Source organism: Paraburkholderia sp. J63 (genome assembly GCF_905220245.1).
Classification (GTDB): Bacteria; Pseudomonadota; Gammaproteobacteria; order Burkholderiales; family Burkholderiaceae; genus Paraburkholderia.
On record NZ_CAJMZF010000007.1, the window covers coordinates 24,990 to 48,041 of the forward strand.

Annotated in this window: 16 protein-coding genes; 5 read left to right on the forward strand and 11 right to left on the reverse strand. The window is 67.1% G+C overall.

All coding sequences use genetic code 11. From position 1 onward, the window contains the following. Positions 1-87 precede the first annotated feature (87 nt). A complete protein-coding gene (locus U5775_RS09995; RefSeq protein WP_322057975.1) occupies positions 88-1,503 on the forward strand; it encodes a PLP-dependent aminotransferase family protein in 1,416 nt (471 codons plus the stop codon). Between the two features lie 68 nt (positions 1,504-1,571). Here the strand turns inward: U5775_RS09995 and U5775_RS10000 are convergent, their stop codons facing one another. From U5775_RS10000 to U5775_RS10035, 8 genes are all read right to left on the reverse strand, one after another. After that, the gene (locus U5775_RS10000; RefSeq protein ID WP_322057976.1) at positions 1,572-2,195 is read right to left on the reverse strand and encodes a LysE family translocator; all 624 of its coding nucleotides are present in this window, start codon (positions 2,193-2,195) and stop codon (positions 1,572-1,574) included. 154 nt (positions 2,196-2,349) lie between these two features. Then, entirely contained in the window at positions 2,350-3,360 is a 1,011-nt protein-coding gene (locus tag U5775_RS10005; protein WP_322057977.1) for a transglutaminase family protein, read from the reverse strand. Continuing rightward, positions 3,351-5,975, reverse strand: coding sequence for a circularly permuted type 2 ATP-grasp protein (locus U5775_RS10010; protein ID WP_322057978.1), 2,625 nt, complete (start codon positions 5,973-5,975; stop codon positions 3,351-3,353). The genes U5775_RS10005 and U5775_RS10010 overlap by 10 nt, the downstream gene beginning before the upstream one ends. Positions 5,976-5,984: 9 nt before the next feature. Next, the gene (locus U5775_RS10015) at positions 5,985-9,404 is read right to left on the reverse strand and encodes a transglutaminase family protein (protein WP_322057979.1); all 3,420 of its coding nucleotides are present in this window, start codon (positions 9,402-9,404) and stop codon (positions 5,985-5,987) included. Positions 9,405-9,443: 39 nt separating this feature from the next. Beyond that, positions 9,444-10,463, reverse strand: coding sequence for a transglutaminase family protein (locus U5775_RS10020; protein ID WP_322057980.1), 1,020 nt, complete (start codon positions 10,461-10,463; stop codon positions 9,444-9,446). A gap of 8 nt (positions 10,464-10,471) precedes the next feature. Further along, positions 10,472-11,413 carry an alpha-E domain-containing protein gene (locus tag U5775_RS10025; RefSeq protein ID WP_322057981.1) on the reverse strand — a complete coding sequence of 314 codons (942 nt, stop codon included), beginning with the start codon at positions 11,411-11,413 and terminating at the stop codon, positions 10,472-10,474. Positions 11,414-11,521: 108 nt separating this feature from the next. After that, entirely contained in the window at positions 11,522-12,937 is a 1,416-nt protein-coding gene (locus tag U5775_RS10030; protein WP_322057982.1) for a circularly permuted type 2 ATP-grasp protein, read from the reverse strand. Positions 12,938-13,152: 215 nt separating this feature from the next. Then, positions 13,153-13,812: a glutathione S-transferase family protein gene (locus U5775_RS10035; protein WP_322057983.1), complete on the reverse strand. Its 660-nt coding sequence runs from the start codon at positions 13,810-13,812 to the stop codon at positions 13,153-13,155. Between the two features lie 358 nt (positions 13,813-14,170). Between U5775_RS10035 and U5775_RS10040 the strand changes: the two genes are divergently transcribed. After that, positions 14,171-15,505: a polyhydroxyalkanoate depolymerase gene (locus U5775_RS10040; RefSeq protein WP_322057984.1), complete on the forward strand. Its 1,335-nt coding sequence runs from the start codon at positions 14,171-14,173 to the stop codon at positions 15,503-15,505. A 93-nt stretch (positions 15,506-15,598) separates the two neighbouring features. Then, positions 15,599-16,681: a helix-turn-helix transcriptional regulator gene (locus U5775_RS10045; protein WP_322057985.1), complete on the forward strand. Its 1,083-nt coding sequence runs from the start codon at positions 15,599-15,601 to the stop codon at positions 16,679-16,681. Between the two features lie 54 nt (positions 16,682-16,735). On the opposite strand, the gene U5775_RS10050 is transcribed toward U5775_RS10045, so the two are convergent. Together U5775_RS10050 and U5775_RS10055 are read right to left on the reverse strand one after the other, a co-directional pair. Beyond that, a complete protein-coding gene (locus U5775_RS10050; protein ID WP_322057986.1) occupies positions 16,736-18,409 on the reverse strand; it encodes a matrixin family metalloprotease in 1,674 nt (557 codons plus the stop codon). Positions 18,410-18,612: 203 nt separating this feature from the next. Beyond that, positions 18,613-20,214: an APC family permease gene (locus U5775_RS10055; protein ID WP_322057987.1), complete on the reverse strand. Its 1,602-nt coding sequence runs from the start codon at positions 20,212-20,214 to the stop codon at positions 18,613-18,615. Between the two features lie 403 nt (positions 20,215-20,617). Between U5775_RS10055 and U5775_RS10060 the strand changes: the two genes are divergently transcribed. Then, on the forward strand, positions 20,618-21,646 hold the full coding sequence (locus tag U5775_RS10060; protein WP_322057988.1) for a M23 family metallopeptidase: 1,029 nt from the start codon (positions 20,618-20,620) through the stop codon (positions 21,644-21,646). A 190-nt stretch (positions 21,647-21,836) separates the two neighbouring features. After that, entirely contained in the window at positions 21,837-22,241 is a 405-nt protein-coding gene (locus U5775_RS10065) for a DUF302 domain-containing protein (RefSeq protein ID WP_322057989.1), read from the forward strand. A 43-nt stretch (positions 22,242-22,284) separates the two neighbouring features. On the opposite strand, the gene U5775_RS10070 is transcribed toward U5775_RS10065, so the two are convergent. Next, a complete protein-coding gene (locus U5775_RS10070) occupies positions 22,285-22,542 on the reverse strand; it encodes a hypothetical protein (protein WP_322057990.1) in 258 nt (85 codons plus the stop codon). Positions 22,543-23,052 lie beyond the last annotated feature (510 nt).

The window sequence follows — 23,052 nt, forward strand, 5'->3', positions numbered from 1 at the left end:
GCATATACAGTCTCTATACTGCGCTGATAACCGTGCTGGACAATTTGCCGCAACTGTATTGGTCGGCGTGCGCCGTCGACATTTCCCATGATCGAACTTGAACTGAAACGCGACCGTGGCGCCGCCACGACGCTCGTCGAGCAACTCGTGCGCGGCTTCGCCGATGCGATCGAGGCGAACACGCTGCGTGCGGGCGCGCTGCTGCCTTCGGTGCGGCAGCTCGCGCAGTCGCATGCGCTCTCCACCTATACGGTGACCGAGGCGTACAACCGGCTCGTCTCGATGGGGCTCGTGGTGGCGCGGCGCGGTTCGGGCTACCGCGTGGCGCCGCGTGAGGCCGTGCCGCGCCCGAGCGCGGCGGTCTGGCAGCCGCCCACGCTCACGGCCACCTGGCTGCTCTCGGACGTGTTCGCCGACCACTCCGTGCCGATCAAGGCGGGCTGCGGCTGGATGCCGAGCGAGTGGATCAACGAGACGGGTCTGCATCATGCCCTGCGCGCGACGAGCCGCGTGCCCGCGGTGCGGCTGGGCGACTACGGGCACCCGTATGGCTTCGCGCCGCTGCGCGAGCGCATTGCCGCGCAACTGGACCGCCAGGGCCTGCCGGTGGAAGTCGGCAACGTACTGCTCACGCAGGGCGCGACTCAGGGGCTCGACCTGATCGTGCGCACGATACTGCGTCCCGGCGATGCAGTGCTGGTGGAAGATCCCGGCTACTGCAATTTATTGCAGATCCTCAAACTCGCCGGACTTGCCGTGCATGGCGTGCCGCGCACGCCGGCGGGGCTCGACCTCGACGTGCTCGAGCAGCAGGTGGCCGCGCACCGGCCCAAGGCGATTTTCGTGAACACGACGCTGCAGAATCCCACGGGCGCGACCTACACGATGGCGAATGCGTTTCGCCTGCTGCAGATCGCCGAGCGCGAGCGCATGTGGGTGGTGGAGGACGACGTGAGCCGCGAGCTCGCACCGCCCGGCGCGCCGCTTTTGGCCGCGATGGAAGGGCTCCAGCGCGTGCTCTACGTGGGCGGATTCTCGAAGACGGTCACGCCGTCGCTGCGCTGCGGCTACGTGGTCGCCGAGCGCGACGTGCTGCGCGAGCTCGCGCGCGCGAAGATGGCGGTGGGGCTCACATCGTCGGAGACGATCGAGCGCATCGTCGACAAGGTGCTGCTCGAAGGGCGCTACGCGCGTCACGTCGAGATCGTCAACGAGCGCCTGAAGGCCGCGCATGCCACGCTCGAAGATCGCCTCGACGCGCTGGGCCTCGAACCGTTCTGCCGGCCGCGCGCGGGGCTGTTCGTCTGGGTGCGCCTGCCGGTGGAGGCCGCGCGCGCCGGCGCGATCGCCACGGCCGCGCTGGCCGACGGCATCTGGCTCGCGCCCGGCTCCTATTTCCGCCCCGACGACGCGGCCAGCGCCTGGTTCCGCTTCAACGCGCCGTATTCGCTCAACGATGCGCTGTGGCGCTTCATCGAGCGCGTGGGCAAGCACGCGTCGTGAAGCGCGGCCTGAAGTGAGGCCTGGATGCGCCCGCGCATCATGCTAAGGATGACTGAACGTCGGCGGCTTCAACGCTGCAGCAAATGCACGAACAGCGGATACATCGAGCCGACGAGCGCAAGCGCCATGGCGACGTTGAACAGGCGCAGGCGGCGCGGGTCGTCGAGAAAGCGGCGCATGCCGGTGCCGAACGCGGCCCATAGGCAGATGCAGGGCAGCCCGATCATGTAGAACAGCGCGGCCATCACGACGGTATTGACGCCGAAGTCGGCCGAGAGACGGATCGTGGTGGCCGCGGTGAGCACCATCATCCACGCCTTCGGGTTGATCCACTGGAACGCGATGGCTTCGTGAAAGCGCATGGGCCGATGCTCGCCGCGCTTCTCCTTGATCATGCCCGAGGTGCCGATCTTCCACGCGAGCCACAGCAGATAGGCGACGCTCGCGGCTTCGAGCGCCGTATAGAGCCAGGGCAGATGCCGGAACACCTCGCCGAGGCCGAATCCCACCGAGAGCATGAGCACGACCACGCCCGCGCTGATGCCGAGAATGTGCGGCACCGTGCGCCTGAAACCGAAGTTGACGCCGGAGGCGAGCAGCATCGTGTTATTGGGGCCGGGCGTGATGGTCGTGACGACCACGAAGAGCATCCCCGCGGGCAGGGCGCTGGCGCTGAGCATTTCGGACAGCATGGTGCGGTGGCTCCAGGAAAGGGCGGCGATCGGCGAAGATCGCGGCGATTGGCTGGCTGCCAGTTTATCCGCGGAAATCGGTACAGTACCGGTACAGATGGGCGCACGAAAACCGGTACGGAAAGGGGGCGGTGGCGCTACGCCACCTACCGCCTCAGCCCCCATCAAGCGGCTCCACCGTCACGCCCACGCTCAATTCCTGATCGGCCCCACCGCCGCGAATGACGCCGCGTAACGGCGTCACGTCCGCATAGTCGCGGCCAATCGACAGCGTCACATAATCGTTGCCGGGCGCGCGATCATTGGTCGGGTCCAGTTGCAGCCATCCGCCGTTTTCGGGCCACGCAGGATCGTAGACTTCGACCCACGCGTGCGACGCATCCGCGCCGATCAGTCTCGGTTGCCCTGGCGGCGGCCGCGTCAGCAAATAGCCGCTCACATAGCGCGCCGCGAGCCCGAGCGAGCGCATCGCGCCGATCATCACGTGCGCAAAGTCCTGGCATACCCCGCGCCGCAAGATGAGGGCGTCGAGCGCGGTCGTGTTCACGTCGGTGCTGTTCGGCGTGTATGCGAAATCGGCGTGAATGCGCCGCATCAGTTCCCACGCGGCAAGCCCGAGCGCGCGACCCGCCGTGAAGCTCTTCGCGGCATAGCCCGCGAGATCGGGATGGCAAGCGGCGTACGGCGACGCAAACACGAACTCGCTTGCCGGGTCGTAGGGCCGTCCGGCGCGATAGGCGAGCGCCTCGCGCACCGCTTCCCACGTGCTGGCGCGGCCAGGCACAGGCGTGCCGATCGCGGGCGGCGGCTCGCCCTGCTTGCCGCCCGTGAGCGCGGAGGCCGAGACGCAGACGACGCTGCGGCTGCGCACGAACAATTCCTCGTGCGGCTGATGCAGCGCGAACGACGTCCGCTGATTACCGAACGAATCCGTTCCCATGGCGATTTCTTCGGGCGCGGGTTCGATCTCGAGCGCGAACTCCAGCACGCGCTGGCTCGACGTCTCCAGCGGGCGCAGGCGCGCCTGGTGCTGGGCCGCCTCGACGCGCGCCGCGTAGCGGTAGCGGGTGTCGTGCGTGACGCGCAGCGTGCGCGCCGCGTCGCGCGGCGCATGCGAGCGCTCGGTGCCGCGTGTGCGCTGCGGTGGTTTTGCGCTCATCCCCATAGCGATCGGCCAGCCTCCCTCACATGACTGAAATACCGCTCTCCGATGCGATCCGAGAGCGTGCGCGCCACGTCGCGCAACCCGTGCAACTGGTCCAGCAGCGCCGTGTGCCGTCCGTCCGCGTCGATCTCGCACAGTGCATGGAGCGACCAGCTCGCCACGTCGGGAATGGGCGGTTCGAGTTCGGGCGCCACGGCACTCTCGGGACGCTGGATTTTGGCGAGCCGGCCGCGCATCGTCTGCACGACCCATGCGAGCGAGCGCGGGTTGTCGCTGTCGAGCACCAGCAGCGAGAGCAGCGGGGCCACGTCGAAACAGCGCTGAAAGCGCGAGCGGAACGTGATCGCGCTATCGAACAGTTCCAGCACCAGTTCGAAGCCCTCCTGCCGGTGGACGGCGCCGCGCTCGAAGGCGAAGTCGAGCACGCCGCACAGAAAGTCGAGACGGTCGATCTGCCGGCCGATCGAGAGGAGACGCCAGCCGTCGTCGCGCGTCATGTTGTCGGTCTGCGCGCCCGTGATCGCCGAGAGCAGCAGGTTCAGCCGGTCGAGCACCTGCAGCGCGCGGTTGCCGAGCTGTTCGGGCGGCTCGTCGTCGGCGGGGGCCGCGCCTTCGTACGCTTGCGTCGCTTCGTCGATCAGTTGCCACTGGTCGCGCGAGAGGCGCTCGCGGATCGCCGCCGCGGCGGTGCGCATGCCGAAGACGCACGAAGCGATCCCGCTCGCGCGGTCCGCGAGCGGTGACAGGCCGCTCGCGAGTCTGAGCTGGAACGCGTGCGGCGCGTCGAGCACGGGCGCGGTCTCCTGCGCGACGAGGCCGTGGTCGTGGCACAGCGCGTCGAGCAGTTCGAGATGGGCCGGATTGTCGATGGCGTTCTCGCCGCGCAGTTGTTCGAGCGCCGTGCGGGCGAGCCGCACGAGATTGGCCGCGCGCTCGGCGTAGCGGCCGAGCCAGAACAGGTTTTCGGCCGCGCGGCTCGAGATCGTGCGCGGGCGTTCGACCAGATCGTCGGGGCCTAGATGGGTCTGCAGCAGCGTGGTCGGATCGACGGCGCCATCGGTGACGATCCACGTGTCGACGCTGCTGCCGCCGCGCGGCATCGGCGCGTTGAACAGCTCGTCGCGCGTGCCGACGCGTGACAGCCCGCCCGGCAGCACGCGCCACGATCCGGCGCCGTCGAGCACAGCGAACACGCGCATCAGCACCGGGCGCGGCACGATCCGCGCGCCGCCGGCCGCCATGGCGCGCCCGGCCCATGTGGGCGCCTGGGACAGCGGCATGTCGGCCTGAATCACGTAGTGCGCCGGGTTGGCCAGGATCCGCGCGCGCCATTGGGCGAGCTGCGCGGCGCTGAGTCCGGCCATGATCGCGGGCGCGAACGCGCCGCCCGCCTGCACGCTGTCCGGGAACGCCGGCTTCACGATCGAGCGCGCGAGCTGCGGGAGCGCCTCCTCGCAGGCGGCCGCCTCGCCGCACCACCACGAGGGCACCGCCGCGAGGCTGAGCGGTTCGCCGAGCACGCTCTGCGCGAGCTTCGGCAGGAACGCGAGTATGCCCGGCGACTCCAGAAAGCCGGAGCCCGGCGCGTTGGCGACGAGCACGTTGCCGGCCCGCACGGCCCGCAGCAGACCGGGGATGCCGAGCAGCGAGTCGGGCCGCAGTTCGAGCGGGTCGAGCCAGTCGTCGTCGACGCGGCGCAGGATGCCATGCACGGGTTCGAGTCCGCGCAGCGTCTTCAGGTAGACGTGGTTATGGCGCGTGGTGAGATCGCCGCCCTCGACGAGCGTGAGGCCGAGGTAGCGCGCGAGATACGCGTGCTCGAAATACGTGGGGGCGAGCGGACCTGGCGTCAGCAGCACGATGCGCGAGTTCTTGCGCGCGGGGCTCAGCGTTTGCAGGCTTTGCAGCAGCGCGCGATAGCCCGCTGCGAGGCGCTGCACGCGCAGGCCGCGGAACGCGCGCGGGAACAGGCGCGACACGATCAGCCGGTTCTCGAGGATATAGCCGAGACCGGTCGGGCCCTGCGTATGCTGCGCCATCAGCCGCCATTGGCCGTCCGGGCCGCGAGCGAGGTCGAACGCGGCGACGTGCAGCCACGTGTCGCCGGCAATGGCTGCGCCGCACATCGGCCGCAGATAGCCGGGGTGGCCGGTCACGAGCGCGGGTGGCAGCAAGCCGCGCTTCAAGAGCGTCTGCTCGCCGTAGACATCGGCGAGGATCGCGTTCAACAGCGCCATGCGCTGCAGCACGCCGCGCTCGATGGTCGCCCAGTCGGCCGGCGAGACGATCATCGGCAACAGGTCGAGCGACCAGGGCGGCGCGGCGGTATCGGCTGTGTGCGGCTGATAGGCGAGCGCGTTTTCGTGGATGCGTCGCCCCAGCGCGTCCGCGCGGCGGTCCAGATCCGCGATACCCGCGTTGCCGACCTGGTTGAAGAAGTCGCGCCACAGCGGCGCGAGCGCGGCCGTGCGCAATGCCGCCGCGCCGCCGCGCAGTTCGTCGTAGCGGCCCGTCATCGCGGGCGCCGCAAGCGCCGCCCCCAATTCTGCCGCGTCCTGCAGCGCGCCGGAATCGAACAACGTGTGCAGGTCGTCGGTCGGATCGGAAAGCACCATGTCGTCTCTTCAGGGGAACGGGGGCCGGCGCAAATCGAGCGTGCACGGAAATTCCCGGCTCGGCGTGGCGGGCGCGACTTCCATCCGGCCCGGCGTGTGGCCGATCGGCTCGAAGCGCGCGAGGCGGCGGCTCTGCGCCTCATAGGCGTTGACCGGAAATGTCGCATAGTTTCGTCCGCCCGGATGCGCGACGTGATAGCGGCAACCGCCCGACGAACGGTTCATCCACGTGTCGACGATGTCGAACGTCAGCGGCGCGTGCACGCCTATCGTCGGGTGCAGCGCCGAGGACGGCGACCACGCCTTGTAGCGCACGCCGGCCACGTACTCGCCCGCGATGCCCGTCGGCTGCAAGGGCAGCGCGCGGCCATTGACGGTCACGACGTGCCGGTTGTCGTTGAGGCCGCTCACGTGGACTTCGAGCCGTTCGAGCGAGGAGTCCACATAGCGCACCGTGCCGCCGGTCGCGCCTTGCTCGCCCATGACGTGCCACGGCTCCAGTGCGCCGCGCAGCGACAGCCGCAAACCGCGTACCGCGATCTGCCCGAGCAGCGGAAAGCGGAATTCGAGGTGCGGCGCGAACCACGCGGCGTCGAACGGGAAGCCGGCCTCGCGCAGCCCGGTCACCACATCGTCGAAATCCATGCGCAGGAACGTCGGCAGCATGAAGCGGTCATGCAGCGCGGTGCCCCAGCGCGTGAGCGGCGTCGTGTAGGGCGCTGCCCAGAAGCGCGCGATGAGCGCGCGCAGCAGCAATTGCTGGACGATGCTCATCTGCGCGTGCGGCGGCATCTCGAAGGCGCGCAATTCGAGGAGCCCGAGGCGGCCTGTGGGCGAGTCGGGCGAATAGAGCTTGTCGATGCAGAACTCGCTGCGGTGCGTGTTGCCGGTCACGTCGATCAGCAGATTGCGCAGCACGCGGTCGACCAGCCACGGCGGCATGTCCTCGCCGTGCAGCAACGCATTGCGCCGGATCTCGGCGAACGCGACATCGAGCTCGTAGACCTGGTCGTTGCGCGCTTCGTCGACGCGCGGCGCCTGGCTCGTCGGACCGATGAACAAGCCCGAGAACAGGTACGAGAGCGACGGATGGTTGTGCCAGTACGCGATGAGGCTCGCGAGCAGGTCGGGGCGGCGCAGGAAGGGGCTGTCCGCGGGCGTGGCGCCCCCGAGCACGATGTGATTGCCGCCGCCCGTGCCGATGTGCCGCCCGTCGATCATGAATTTTTCGGTCGACAGCCGCGTGCGCCAGGCGGCGTCGTAGAGGAACTCGGTCTGCTCGACGAGCGCCCCGAAGTCGTGGACCGGATGCACGTTGACTTCGATCACGCCGGGATCGGGCGTCACCTGCAAGACCTTCAGCCGCGCGTCTCGCGGCGGCGGATAGCCTTCGAGCACGAGCTTCATTTCGAGCGCGGCCGCGCTTGCCTCGACCGCGCTCAGCAGGTCCAGGTAGTCTTCCAGTGCGGCGAGCGGTGGCATGAATACGTACAGCACGCCGTCGCGGACCTCCGTGCACAGCGCGGTGCGCGTGAGCCAGGCGGCCGACTCGAACGGCTCGGGCATCCGGCCGGCGACAGGCGCGGCGGCCTCTGTCGCGTCTTCGGCGCCGAGGCGGGTTTGCATCGCCGTGCGCGCGGGTTGCGGCTCGCGATGCGAGGGCGGTTCGTGCAGCGAATCATGCGCGTTCGCGTGGCGCGCATGCAGCGCCTGCGCATCGGGCAGCGGCGCCTGCGGGGCAAACGGATCGCGTTCGAGCAGATACGGGTAGTCGTCCTTGCCGACCCAGGGCAGCGAATCGAGCGGCAGGCGATAACCCATCGGCGAATCGCCGGGCACGAGATACATGCGCTCGTCGCGGAAGAACCAGGGGCCCGTTTCCCAGCGCGGACCCTCGGCGCCCAGTTGGGCTTCGAGCGCTTTGAGCGGCAGCGCATAGCCGATCACGCTGTCGAGCTCGCGATCGAACACGCGGCGCAGGCGTTCGCGCTCCAGCTCGTCGTCGAGCCGCGAGTCGAACGGATCGACGTTGACGGGCAAGCGGCGCTCGCGCCACAGGTAATACCAGACGTCTTCGTAGCCGGGCTCGATGTGCGCGTCCGTGAGGCCGAGCCGCTGCGCCAGCGCGCGGATGAAGCGCGCGGCGTCGGCGCTCGTGTACGAGGAGGGCGCGCTTTCGTCGGCGAACAAGGCGGGGTCGTGCCACGCGGGCTGGCCGTCCGCACGCCAGAACGCGGAGAGCGCCCAGCGCGGCAGTTGCTCGCCCGGATACCACTTGCCCTGGCCGAAATGCAGAAAGCCGCCCGCGCCATAGCGGTTGCTGAGCTTGTGGATCAGCGAGCTCGCGTAGTGGCGCTTGGTCGGGCCGAGCGCATCGGTGTTCCATTCCGCGCTGTCGCGCGCGTCGACGGACACGAAGGTCGGCTCGCCGCCCTGCGTGAGCCGCACGTCGCCCGCTTGCAGCCGCGCGTCGACCTGCGCGCCGAGCGCGAGCACGTTGCGCCATTGGTCGTCGGTATAGGGCTTCGTCACGCGCGGCGATTCGTAAATGCGCGTCACGCGCATCGTGTGCGCGAACTCCACCTCGCATTCGTCGACGAGTCCTTCGATGGGCGCGGCGCTCGTGGGCTGCGGCGTGCAGGCGAGCGGAATATGCCCCTCGCCCGCGAGCAGCCCCGAGGTGGGATCGAGCCCGAGCCAGCCCGCGCCGGGCAGATAGACCTCGCACCAGGCGTGCAGGTCGGTGAAATCGGCCGCTGCGCCCGCGGGGCCGTCGAGCGGCTGCACGTCGGGCGTGAGCTGGATCAGGTAGCCCGAGACGAAGCGCGCGGCCAGCCCCAGATGCCGGCATAGCTGAACCAGCAGCCAGCCGCTGTCGCGGCACGATCCGGTCGCGCGCGTGAGCGTTTCCTCGGGCGTCTGCACGCCCGGTTCGAGCCGGACCAGATAGCCGATGTCGCGCTGCAACTGCTGGTTCAGCGCCACGAGGAAGGTCACGGTGGCGGCGCGCGAGCGGTCGATCGCCTCGACATAGCGGCGAAACGCCGGCGACGCGCTCGTCGCCGGGTCGCAGGCCAGATACGGCGAGAGCTCGGCGCGCAACGCATCGTCATAGCTGAACGGATAGTGCTCGGCGTACTCGTCGAGGAAAAAGTCGAACGGGTTGTAGACCGACATCTCGGCGACGAGGTCGATGCTCACTGCGAATTCGCGCGTGCGCTCGGGCACGACGAGCCGCGCGAGGTAATTGGCGAACGGGTCCTGCTGCCAGTTGACGAAGTGGCCCGTGGGCGCGATGCGCATCGAGTACGAGAGGATTGGCGTGCGGCAATGGGGCGCCGGCCGCAGCCGCACGGTTTGCGGGCCGAGGCCGATGAGGCGGTCGTAGCGGTAGCGGGTGGTGTGATGAAGCGCGACTTGGATGGACATGGGCCGATGATCCCGTTCGGAGGTGGGGGTGCCTGCGCGCTAGATGAGCTCGGGGGCCTGGGCCACGCTGATCTCGACGCCGGACGCCCATGCGCCGATGCCGCTCACCGATTGCGTGTCGCGGTGGTCGAGCCCGACGGCGATGCGGACGTAGCGCTCGTCGGGGCAGCGGTTCAGGAACGGATCGAAACCGACCCAGCCGAGACCGTCGACGAAGGCTTCGGCCCACGCGTGGCCGCAGGGCGGCAGGGTTGCGGCGAGGGTGTGCGTTTGTGCGCTTGCTTGTGGGTTCGCTTGTGCGCTGACCTGTGCGCTCGCAAGCGTGCCGGTTTGCACGCTCGTTTGCCGCGCGGCGCCGGCAGCGGACTGCGATTGCAGCATCCCCGCACTGTCCATCTGCAATTGCTGCGACTGTTGCGACGGCTGGGCCGCACCGGCCTGCCGGATGGCCTCGGTCATGCGCTCCAGCGACCCGTCGGTCAGCACATAGCCGCACACGTAGCGCGCGGGAATCCGCAGCGCACGCGCGGCGGCGACGAACGCATGTGTGTGGTCGCGGCTCGATCCCTCGCCGCGCACGAGCGCCGCATCGGCTTGCGCGGGTTCATCGGCGTGCGCGGCCGGCACATGGCGAATCTGCGTATGCACCTGACCCATCAGCCAATGCAGCGCGTCGAGGCAGCCATGCTCGGCCGGCAACGCTGCGGCGAGCTCGCGCACCGCGCTGCCCGCGCGCGTGAGCGGCGTCTCGCGTTCGAACAGCCAGGGCGCCGCATAGGGATCCGCTTCGCCAAAGATGCCCGCGTGGTCCTCGGTCTCGACCACGCCCGCCGCGACGATCACGACTTCCGCGCGGCCGCGCTCGTGACGCACGAGATCGACGCGGTTGCCGAGCCCGTCGGTATAGCCCAGCGTGGGTTCGACGCCGTCGATGGTTACCTGCCACGCGCGCACGGTCTGACACGGGCCGCTTTGCGGTCGCAGGCGCAGCCGCTGCATCGCATAGGCGGCTTGTTCGTCGATGTGATAACGCGAGATATGGCGAATGGCGAGTCGCATGGATGCCCTCAATCGAAGTTGTACGCTTGCGCGATCTCGATGCCGAGACTGTTGTTGCGGCTGATGAAGTCGGTCAGGAATTCGTGCAGACCGCTCTTGAAAACGCGCTCGATACTGTTGTCGGCCAGCATTCTCAGGATCCTCGCGGCCGTTGCGTGGCAGCCGTGCGTCGTGCCGTAGTCGCGCGCGAGATAATCGAGGCTCGATACGACGCGGCCATAGCAATAGCGCAGCGAGCGCGGCATCCGGTTGTTGAGGATGAGGTAGTCGGCAATATTGATCGAGCGGTACTGAACGTCGTACACCCAGCGGTACGAACGGTGCGCGGCGACCGAGCGCAGAATCGACTCCCACTGGTAGTTGTCGAGCATCGTGCCGACGTGCGAGACCGACGGCAGCAGCAGGTGATACTTCACGTCGAGGATGCGCGCGGTGTTGTCGGCGCGCTCGACGAAGGCGCCGATCTGCGCGAAATCGAAGATCTCGTTGCGCAGCATCGTGCTGTAGAAACTGCCCAGTATCAGCGCGGTTTCGCGCTTGATCTCGTCGAGGATCGCGGGCAGGTTGCTCGACGCGATGGGCGGCGCGAGCGCGCGCTTGATCGAGAGCCACGCGCCGTTGACGCTTTCCCACGCTTCGCGCGTGAGCGCGGTGCGCACCATGCGCGCGTTCGAGCGCGCGAACTCGATGCACGAAAGCACGCTCGACGCGTTGTCGCGATCGCGCAGCAGATAGTCGGTGACGGTCTCGGCCGCGTAGTTGCCGTATTTCTCGCAATAGCCGGTGTCCGCGCCCGAGCTCACGAGCACCGACGACCACTGGGCCGGCGCGTCCGACGTGCTGGTGAGCGCCATGCGCAGGCCCGCGTCGACAATGCGCGCGGTGTTCTCCGCGCGCTCGATATAGCGATACATCCAGTAAAGACCGCTTGCCGTGCGTCCAAGTAGCATTTCGGACTACTCCCCAAATTCGTTGTTCTCGCGTGCGCCGCGTTGTAGTCGCGTGCACGACAGCCCCGAAGGCCGGCCATGCACGACGACCCGCCGCGCCATGCGCCTTCACTCCGCGAGCACCCAGGTGTCCTTGGTGCCGCCGCCCTGGCTCGAATTGACGACGAGCGAGCCCTCCTTCAGCGCGACGCGCGTGAGCCCGCCGGGCGTGATGCGGATCCGGTCCGACACGAGCACGAACGGGCGCAGATCGACGTGCCGGGGCGCGAGCCCGCGCTCGGTCAGAATCGGCGTCGTGGAGAGCGCGAGGGTGGGTTGCGCGATGTAGTTGGATGGATGCGCGCGCAGCTTCGCGGCGAAGGCGCCGAGCTCGTCGCGCGTGGCGGCGGGGCCCACGAGCATGCCGTAGCCGCCCGAGCCATGCACCTCCTTCACGACCAGTTCGTCGAGATGCTCGAGCACGTACTTGAGGCTGTCCGCCTCCGCGCAGCGCCACGTGGGGACGTTTTCGAGCAGCGCCTTGCGCCCCGTGTAGAACTCGACGATCTCGGGCATGTACGAGTAGATCGCCTTGTCGTCGGCGATGCCGGTGCCCGGCGCATTCGCGATCGTCACGTTGCCGGCGCGGTAGACGTCCATGATGCCGGGGACGCCGAGCACCGAATCGGGGCGGAACGTGAGCGGATCGAGAAACGCGTCGTCGAGACGGCGGTACAGCACGTCGATCGGACGATAGCCCTCGGTCGTGCGCATCGCGACGCGGCCGTCGATCACCTGCAGATCGCTGCCCTCGACCAGATGCACGCCCATCTGGTCCGCGAGAAACGCATGTTCGTAGTAGGCCGAATTATGGATGCCGGGCGTTAGCACCGCGACAGTCGGGTTATCGGCATTGCCGCCAGGCGGGCAGACACTGGCGAGCGACTGGCGCAGCAACTGCGGATAGGTCTCGACGGGCCGCACCTTCACGCGCTGGAACAGCTCGGGAAACAGTTGCATCATCGTTTCGCGGTTTTCGAGCATGTACGAGACGCCCGATGGCGTGCGCGCGTTGTCTTCCAGCACGTGGAACTGGTTTTCGCCGGTGCGCACGATGTCGACGCCGATGATGTGCGTATAGACGCCACCGGGTGGCCGGAAGTCGATCATCTCGGGGAGAAACGCGTCGTTGCACGCGATCAGTTGCTTGGGCACGATGCCCGCGCGAACGATTTCCTGACGATGATAGATATCGTCGAGAAACGCGTTGAGCGCCATCACGCGCTGCTCGATGCCTTGCGCGAGCCGCGCCCACTCCTGGCTGGAGAGGATGCGCGGCACGATGTCGAACGGAATCAGCCGTTCGGCGGCCTCGGCGTCGCCATAGACCGCGAACGTGATGCCGGTGCGGCGGAATACGGCTTCCGCGTCGTGCGCCTTGCGGGCGAGGTCCACGGCGTCCTGGGCGTCCAGCCACTGCTTGAGCCCGGAGTACGGGGTGCGCACGGTATCGCCGGTTTGCAGCATTTCGTCGAAAGGCTTCATTGATGTTCTCCGTCTTTCGCTCCGGCAGTGCTTTGCCGGTCCGGCGTAGACGTTTCAATGCAAGGTCCGTGCCTTGTGCATAACCGTGCATGGGCGTGCAGATGAGTGCATCGGCAGTGGATAAAAGCGGGCCATTTCCCTTGATCGGGCGCCATTCGGGTGCCATTCGCGTGCATGTGGACGCACCGCCGCGGTGCGTTGCGCTGCATGGCGGCTCAGAACTCCATGTCGAGTTCGTCGATGTCTTCGGTTTCCGCGCGCGCCGCCGCGATCCACTCGGCCATATAGGGCTGCTTGAGCATGCGCATGCAGTAGTCGGCGATGTCGGGCGCGATCGGCACGTCGTAGGTGAGCAGGCGCGTGACGACGGGGGCGTACATCGCGTCGGCGGCGCCGATCTCGCCAAAGAGCCAGGGCCCGCCGTACTGTTGCAGACAGTCGCGCCAGATCGTGACGATGCGCTCGATGTCGTCCTGCGCGCGCGACCAGATGCGGAAATCCGGAAAGTGGGCGCGCAGGTTCATCGGCAGTGCCGAGCGTAGCGCGCCGAAGCCCGAATGCATTTCCCCGCAGACCGACCGGCAGTGCGCGCGTGCATTGCGCTCCGCGGGGAGCAGGCGCGCCTGCGGCTGGATTTCGTTGAGGTATTCGCAGATCGCGAGCGTGTCCCAGACTTCGATGCCGTCGTGGCGCAGGCAGGGCACGAGAATCGAAGGCGAGAGCAGCAGCAGTTCGGCGCGCGCGGCCGCATCGTCGATCGGCACGGCGACCGTTTCGAATTCGAGGCCCGCGAGTTTGGCGAGCAGCCAGCCGCGCAGGGACCACGACGAATAGTTTCGACTGCTGATCGTCAAGGTCGTAGTGGGGTGATTCATGCAGGGCTCCCGAACGGAAAGGACGCAGTCGGACGCGACGCGCAGGGCGCAGGGCGCAGGCATGCACCGGACGGGGACATCGCGCGCGCCATGCACCTCGAAGGCCAGCGGCTGCACTGCTTTGCAGCACGAAGCGAGCGCGTGTTGCACCAGCGATTGCCCCGGACGTTGCCTCGTGCGTGGCGCTTCATATGCGTGCCGCCACGGCCAGGGCTTTCATGCGTACGAAAGCGGCCCACGACGCGCCCGACAAGGTGCAAGCGCCGTGCCAATGGCGCCCAATCGTGCCAACGGCACGCGCCTCTGGCATGCCTATTGCCTTTACGGGTTCGCGTTCAACCGGATCGGGATTTGAGCCATGAACCTGCTTGCCTATCCGGCCTATCAGGCGGTCACCGACCTGATGCGGCCCTGGCGCGCCGCCGCTTCGTTCGCGCGCGCGGCGCTCGCGGCGTGGCCCGCATTCGCCTGCGGATTCGACGCGCGTTATCTCGCCGCCTGCTGGGAGCAGATCGAGCTGGCGGGACTCTCGCACGCGCGTCTGCCGTTCGGCATCGACTCCGTGCAGGTGGACGGCGTGCGTGTGCCCGTGACGGAAGAGGTGGTGAAGCGCACGCCGTTCGCCTCGCTGCTGCATTTTCGCAAGGACGTCGCGGCCCCGCAGCCGCGCGTGCTGCTGGTCGCGCCGATGTCGGGGCACTTCGCGACGCTGCTGCGCGGCACGGTGCGCACCATGCTCGCCGATCACGACGTCTATATCACCGACTGGCATAACCCGCGCGACGTGCCGCTCTCGGCGGGGCGCTTCGGCTTCGACGAATATGTCGGGCACGTGGTGTCGTTCATCCGCAGGATCGGTCCCGACGCCCACCTGGTGGCGATCTGCCAGCCGACCGTCGCCGCGCTGGCGGCCGTCTCGCTGATGGCCGCCGACAACGATCCCGCGCAGCCCGCGAGCATGACGCTGATGGCCGGCCCCATCGACTGCCGCGTGAATCCCACGCGGGTCAACGAGCTCGCCAGCAGCCGGCCGATCGAATGGTTCGAGCGCAACCTCATCAGCGCGGTGCCGGGCGGTTTTGCGGGCGCGCAGCGGCGCGTGTATCCGGGCTTCGTGCAGCTCGGCGCGTTCATGTCGATGAACCTCGAGCGCCATCTCGCGTCCTTCGAGCAGATGCGCCACGAGCGCACGAAGGGCGACCCCGCGAAAGCCGATGCCATCAACGTGTTCTACCGCGAGTATTTCGCCACCTCGGACCTGACCGCCGAGTTCTATCTGGAAACCGTGAGCTCGGTGTTTCAGCAATACGCGCTGCCGCTCGGCAAGCTCAAGGTGGGCGAGCGCCTTGTGGAGCCGCATGCGATCCGGCGCACCGCGCTGCTGACCGTCGAAGGCGAGAAGGACGATATCTGCGCCGTGGGGCAGACTGTGGCCGCCCAGGATCTCTGCTCGGGGCTGCGCCCGTACATGAAGACGCACCACGTGCAGACGGGCGTGGGCCATTACGGCGTGTTCAACGGCTATCGCTGGGATACGCAGATCTATCCGCTGGTGCGCTCGACGATTCACGATCACGAGCCGCGCGCGCAGCGGATGTTGTCGTCGTCGCCGGGGGTGGTGAGCGGCGATCAGGTGAGGCTGCGCGCGCTGCTCGATGCCGAGGCTATAAAATTACAATCTGCTATCGGTTAGCTCACTTTTGTACTACAACGAGAGTGTTGCCGGAGCGCCGACGCTTCCGGCAGGTTCGGCGGGTCCTGCGGGCGTGCGACGAAGAGAGGCGCAATGTCGAACAAGCATGTCGCATTGTCTGGCCATGTTCGGCGCCTGTGCTCTCTGGGATGCGATCCGCATCTGGTGATTCCCCATGTGACCGAAGCGCTGCGCAAAATCGCGGGCGCCGAATGGGCCATGTTCTTTTACGCGGACGAGCATTTCGGCCTCGCGGACGTGTACAGCGAGAACCAGGCCGTGCTCGACGTGATGCCGGTCTACTTCGCCCAGATCCACAACACGAGCAATCAGGAAGTGCTCGGCGTCGATTTTCAAACGGCCATGCGGCGTGGCAGGGGATATGAAAACAGCCTCCAGTTCGACGACGCATTGCCGGGCAGCACGATGTATGGCGAGCTATGGCAGCCCACGGGCATCCGCCATAGTCTGGAGCTGACGGCCAGCGACGGGCGCCGGGGCTGGGGCAGTCTGCAACTGGCGCGGCCGCCTGGCGGCAGCCCATTCACCGCGCGCAATCACGCCGACATTCGCCCGCTATCGCGTCACATCGCGCATGCGCTTCGTAGTCCAGAGCAAATTTCCGTGCACGACGCCGAGCTCGCGAGCAGCGCCATTGTGGTGGCCGACGAAACAGGCAAGGTCTTGCTGCGCAGTGCGGAAGGCTCGAGGCTGCTCTGGCTGGCGGGCGGCGCACCGGGCCTCGCGCGCGTCGAGGCGCGCCTGCCCGACTGGCTCTCGCCGCTGCGCGGTACGTTCAACCGCTTATGGCAAGGAGTCGCGGTGCCGCCGGCCGTGCTCGAACGGCGCTGCGCGGCGGGGCGTTTCGTGTTCAAGGCCTATCGCTTCGATCCCGACGAGACCTGCGTGCATGGCCTCGCGATCGCCATTCATATCGAGCATTTTCCGCCGCTCGCACTGGCTGTCGAAAATCGCGGCTTCGAACTGGGCCTGAGCGAGCGGCAAAGACAGATTTGCCTGCACATGATCGCGGGCCGGAGCTATGGCGAGATCGCGAGGCTGCTCGACGTGCGCGAAAGCACAGTGATCGATCACGTGCGCAAACTCTACCGCAAGCTCGATGTTCACAATCGCGGCGAACTGAGAGGCGTTTTTTGTGCCCAGGCTTCTGCGTGATGGCGCCGGAGCGGAGCCATCACGCGGCGCTTTGCGTCGTCGGCCTTTGCATCGTCAGCCGAGGCTCGACATCCACAGGTTGTGATCGTCGCCGATGCCACGCCATGCGAGCACCAGCTTGCCGCCCAGCAGCGCGATGGCCGGACCGGCTTCGCTGCCGACGTTCGGCACGCTCATTTGCCCCGAGAACTCGCCATCGCGATAGCGCGAGAACCAGAGCGCGTGATCGCCGGGGATGCCTTTCCATGCGAGGACGAGCTCGTTGCCGCGCTGGGTCGCCACGAGCGCATCGCTGGTGCCGATCGGGACCGGCGTTTCTCCGGAACTCAGATCGCCGGCGTCGATGAAGGCGATTTTTTCCTGCGGCCCCCAGATGCGGTTTGCCGGGTCCACGAGGCGCGCGTGCCAGGCATTGTTGTCGCCGCTAACGCCTTTCCAGAACATGTGCAGTTCTCCGTTATAGACCGCCAGGGCGGGACCGGAAGACGTCCCGCGGCCCGCGATCAACTGCTGGGGCGACCACGCGTTCGCACCGTCGAAGGTCGACCAGTAAATGCCGGAGTCGCCGGGCAAGCCCTTCCAGGCCAGCACGAGCGTCCCGCCGAACTCGACGAGCGCAGGCCGCTCACTGGTGCCGACCGCGATGCGTTGCTGACCCGTCCATCCCGTGAGCGCGGGGTTGCGGGCCCAGTAGATGTTGTGATCGTCGCCCACGCCTTTCCAGGCCATGAAGAGTCCCGCGCGCAAGGTGCCGGCGGCCGAGGGAGGATGATAAGCAACCAGCGAAGGCCCATGCGAAGAGCCCGTATTGGGGATTTTCTGCTGCGGCGTCCATGCGACGCCGTCCGCGCTCGATGCGAAGTAGAGGCCCGAATCGCCCACGGTGCCTTTCCAGGCCATGTACAAGGTTTCCGATGCGGGGCCGAACAGCGCAGGCTGCGTGACATTGGCCATCGACGGCGCATGCGACGACGCGCGATTCGGCAGCGGGATCTGCGGCTGCCAGTCGTAGAGGCTGCGGATCGCTTCGATCGTTTCGGGGTCGAGCACGCGCGTCAATGGCGCGGCCGGATACATCAAGGCCTTGCGCGACGTCGAGTGACCAAGCCCGAGCGTATGCCCGGCCTCGTGGAGCAGGACGGCAAGCAACAAGTCAGGGGTCCATATCGCGCCGATGTCGAGGTAGAGATCTCCATGCGGCGGCGCCGCGCCCACGCCGATGGCGCCATTGCCGAGCCGCGAGTCGAGCGAAGAGTCGCCGAACTTGAGGTGCAGGTCCCCGCCGCTATCAACGTGACGGAACGAAAAGAAAGGACAGACCGCCTGATATTGCATGTACGCGTCCCACGTCAGTTGATCGACGTCTGCGGCCGTGACTCCCTTGCAGCCGGTCGCGTCGACGCTGATCGAGAGATTACCGCGCGTCCAGCGGCCGATCGGCGTGCCATAGGCGAGCGGGTGCGTGCCGCTCGTCTGCCGGGGCGTATCGGCCACGCCGCAAAACCGGCGGAACAAGAGTTGCGCGATTTGCCGGAGCAGGTTCTGGTTGGCGAGCTGATGGTCCGAGTATCCGAGGCCGAGGGCCACCTCGCGGAGCTTATTGGCGATCGGCTGGCTGCTGGCGGTCGCGGGGTGGTCGTTGTCGAGAAAGTGCTTGATTGCTTCCTGCTCCGCGGGGGAAAGAACCAGCCGATCGATCGCGCCGCGGGTGAGTAGTCCGGTGGGCATTGCTCGCTCCTGGGTGAGAGAAAAGCGTAAGACTTGCTGCATGATAGATGCGGCCAATCCGTCGCGAGCCCTCTGCGCAGGGGGTATTTCGATCGTTGCATGGACGCCCACAAAGTTTGTAATCCTGATGATTGCTATCGCGTCACCGATCACGTATCGGGGCGGCGGCGCGCGGCGCACGCCACCGCCGCCCCGGGGCGAACCTAACTGGTTTGATTCATCTGCGCCATCATTGCCGACGTGCCGGTTGCATCGAGCGAGCTGCGCAGCGCGAGCACGAGCACCACGATGCTCCAGAGCGTGACGACGAGAATGTCCCAGCCGAAGCCGATCACCCCGCGCCCGCCGCCGATGCCGCCGAGCCACGACAGCAGCCACAGGCCGCCGAACCACGGCAGCAGCCACGCGATGTGGCGCCAGCCGAAGTCGTGAACGCTGCGGCGCGCAACGAAGTGGTAGTGGAGCGCGTAAATCACGAAGCCGATCGCCACCAGCAGGAACAGGAAGTTATTGGTCTTGAACCCCGTCCAGTAGATGATGAGATTGCTGCAGATGAACGCGAGCGGAGCGACGACGCCGGCGCCGCGCATGCGGAACGGCCGCTGGAGGTCCGGCAGATTGCGCCGCAGGACCATGAGCGCGACGGGACCGAGGCCATAGGTCAGCACGGTGATCGAGGTGATGTAGCTGACCATCTGCTGCCACGCCGGGAAGGGCAGCAGAAACAGCACGCCGACCACCCACATCGCGAGCACGCTGAGCCACGGAATCTTGTTGCCGTTCAGACGCGTGAGCGCGCGCGGGCCCGCGTTCATTTCACCGGCGGCGAACAAGACGCGCGAGCCGCCCGTCACGTACATGAGGCCGGTGCCGCCCGGCGAGACATAGGCGTCGATATAGAGCAGCGTCGCCATCCAGCCGAGCCCGAGCGTGGCCGCGAGGCCGGCGAACGGACCCATTTCGCCCTTGAAGCTCAGTTGCGCCCAGCCGTGCGCGAGGTCGCCGGGCGCGAGCGCCATGATGAACGCGACCTGGAGCAGGATGTAGATGACGGCGGCCAGCACCACGGCGCCCACCACGGCAAGCGGGATATCGCGGTGCGGGTTGGCGGTTTCGCCGCCCAGGTCGATGGCCGTGCGAAAGCCCAGATAGCTGAAGACGATGCCGGCGGCCGGCAAGGCCGTGAACATGCCGGAGAGCTTGTAGGTGCCGGGCGCCGCGTGCATGACGTCCCAGTGGGTGCTCGCCGCGATCAAGCCCACGATGGTCACGAGCGGCACCAGGATCTTCCACCAGGTGATGGTGGAGTTCACGTTGAGGAGCCAGCGCACGACCAGCAGGTTCAGGAGCGCCATCACGCCGAGCAGCGCGGCGCAGGCGACGAACCCCGTCAACGTTAGCAGTCCAGAGCTTCCGGGGCGGATGAACCACGGCAGATAGTTGTTGGCGTAGGTGACGATGGCCTCGGCCTCGACGGCCGGTACCGGCACATAGGCCAGAAAGAGCAGCCAGCACCAGATGCGGCCGAGCCCTTCGCCGTGGCTCGCGTGGCTCATGTGGACCAGCGCGCCGCTGCGCGGGAACAGGGCGGCGAGCTCGGCGAAGCACAGCGCAATCAGCATGATGATGATGGCGCCGAGCACCCAGCTGCCGATGCTGTACGGTCCTGCGATGCGGGAGGCGTGATAAGCGCCGAACAGCCAGCCCGAGCCGATCATGCTGGTTGTGCTGGCAAACAGTAGCCCTACGATTCCGGCGTCGCGCCGGAGTTTGCCTTCGAGGGTCAGGCTTGAGGGAGTGCTCATGCCGAACTCCTTGCTTTCAGTCACCCCTGACCGATTGCATTGTTCTAGTCCCGTGTGCTGCGTTCTCCTGCCGGTGTGTTACCCCGTCGAAATGGCAAGGCCATCCCGTAGTTTTCAATATAGGCCTGGTTTACGGGTCCTGCCAAAGCGCGCAACCCCATTGAACTTCCGCAAATCGGTTGTCAAAAAGAGGGAATTAACGGTATTGACCAATTTTAAGATTCGCTTAAGAAAACTTCCTTAGCCTCGGGTATTTCGCCCATCGGTGCCGCAATGGCGCCGGTGTCTCTTCGAAAGCGGCGTGCTGCGCGCGCGGCTTTCTGCCAGCCAGCCGTACCCGATTTTGTATCCGTAGATGCCCAAATTCGTATCGACGACCGCCCAGGGAGTCGCGGGTAGAGCGATGCTCGTTGCCGCCCTCAGCACCGCCTGCACGGCGTGGCTCTCGCACGAGATGCCGCGGCCCGACGCCGAAATATCGCTGCACGCCTCCGACGACATGCCCGATCGCGCCGCGCGCGATCCTGTCTCCGGCATCGCTACGCCGGACGTCGCCGCATCGGCTTCCGCGCCCGTGGTCGCTCCGGTTCCCGCTTATCGTGTCGAGACCGCCGAGGTCACCCGCAGCTTTGCGGCCACGGCGGATCAGTTGGGGGTGAGCGCCGCAGTGACGGCGAAGCTCGCGCGCGCGCTCGCCGGGCGGCTCGACTTCCGGCGCGATCTGCAGCCCGGCAGCGAGGTGCGGCTCGTGTTCCGCAACGGCGCGGCGCAGGCCAGCGCGTCCGCCGGTCCGGCGGGAAAGACGGGAACAGCGCAGACCGCCGCCCCGGCAGCCGGCGCCGGCGATGCGCCCATCGCGATGCGCATTTCCACCGGCAAGGACGCACACGACCTGTTTCTCTATCGCAATCTCGACGGCAAGGCGTTCTACTACAGCGCCGATGGCCATCCGGCGGCACCGTCGTTCCTGCGCTATCCGCTCGACTACAAGCGCATCTCCTCGGACTTCTCGCCCAACCGGCTCGACCCCTTCACGCACCGCCTCGCGCCGCACGAGGGCGTCGATTTTGCCGCGCCCGTGGGCACGCCCGTGCACGCGACCGCGCAGGGCACGGTGACGTTCGCGGGCTGGCAGCGGGGCTATGGCCGCGTCATCAAGATCAGGAATTTCGGCGAATTCTCCACGACGTTTGCGCATCTCTCGCGGTTCGAGAAGGCGCTGCGCGTGGGCAGCCAGGTGCGCCAGGGTCAGGTAATCGGCTACGTGGGCAAGACGGGCTGGGCGACCGGGCCGCATCTGCACTACGAGGTCCATGTGGATCACGTGCCGCAGGACCCGCTCACGGTCGAACTGCCGATCCGCACGGCGTTGAACGGCGCGGATCTCGAACATTTCGCGCAGCAGGTCCAGCAACTCACGCCGATGCTCTGAGCGCCGGGCGAGGGAGATGTGGACACGCGGCGCGCACGCGTTGAGCGGCGCGCGTCAGCGCCATTTCAGTGCATGCGCGTTATGAACTAAAGTGGGGCTACAGTGCGATAGCGCGCGGGAGCCGGGCCGGTTCGCGCGCATTACCGGCTGGGCAGCCGGCACGCGTTTTCGACGACCCAGGAGCCTTGCCATGAGCGAACACGGGCAGCACCCTTCAGCTGTTCTGACCTTCAAGAGCAGCCACGATTTCGACACGACGATCGCGCGCCTCAAAACGGCGCTCGAGCGCGTGGGCGCCGTCGTGTTCGCCGACGTGGACCAGCGCGAGGCGGCCGAACTCGCGGGCCTGACGTTGCGGCGCACCCGGCTCATCCTGTTCGGCAATCCGAAGGCGGGCACGCCGGTCATGGCGGCCAATCCGCACGCGGCGCTCGAATTGCCGCTGCGGCTCGTGATCTGGGAAGACGACGCAGGGCGCGCAAACGTCGACTATCTCGACGTCACGCAGACGCTCGGGCCGCACTATGCCATCGCGCCCGATTTGCTTGCGCCCTTGCAGCGCGTGGCGGCGCTCCTGCAGACCGCGGTGCAGTGAAGCACGCGGCGCCGCGAGACTAGCGGCGCCGCACCCTCATCCCCTATTGCCCGAAAAATACGTCGCACTCCGAACGAGGCCAGCATGCCTTGCCTGTGCGATGGCCCGAGACGCTGTGCGTGTCGGGCATGCCGCCATACGACATGTCGGTGCTGGCCTGGGCGGAAGCGTCCGCGTCATCGGTCATCGTCTGATGCGCGCGCTGCTGCGAAACAGGCTCGTCCTTCGATTGCGCCGTTGCGGGCGCACCGGCCGCCAGTACCGCCACGCAGCCGGCGATCAACGCCAAGCGAATCTTCATTTCAACACTCCTTCCCTGGCAAAACCCAAACACGACCCGCTGTGCGCACGGCGAAACGCCGCGCCGTGCGCACTCGGGTGGAAGGCCGGGATGCCGGCGCAAGAGGCCGGGCTGCCGGACGTGTTAGCTAACGCTTTCTCACAAGCCCGCCTGCGCCGGTTCGGGAGGCGGGGCAGCGTGGTGCGGCGCAAGAAGAAGGGAAGAGCGGGCGCGCAGAGAACATCCGCGCTGCACCTCCGTTATAGCTCGCATGCGCAATAGTGCAACGCAACCCTGCGCCGAGTGAGCAAATTCTTTCCGAAATGAAATTAAGCGAAAGTTTAATGAAATGAGATGGTCGCCATGTCGTCATGTTCAGGTGTTCAAATGCGCTCGCCCAGATGTCTGGCAAATCGAACTGCATGAACCTGCACGAACCTGCATGGCGCGGCGGCAAGGCCTTACGCATTTGACGCGTCGGCGGGACTCTGAAACCAATTCGAAGAATCGACGGAGCCTCACAACATGTCT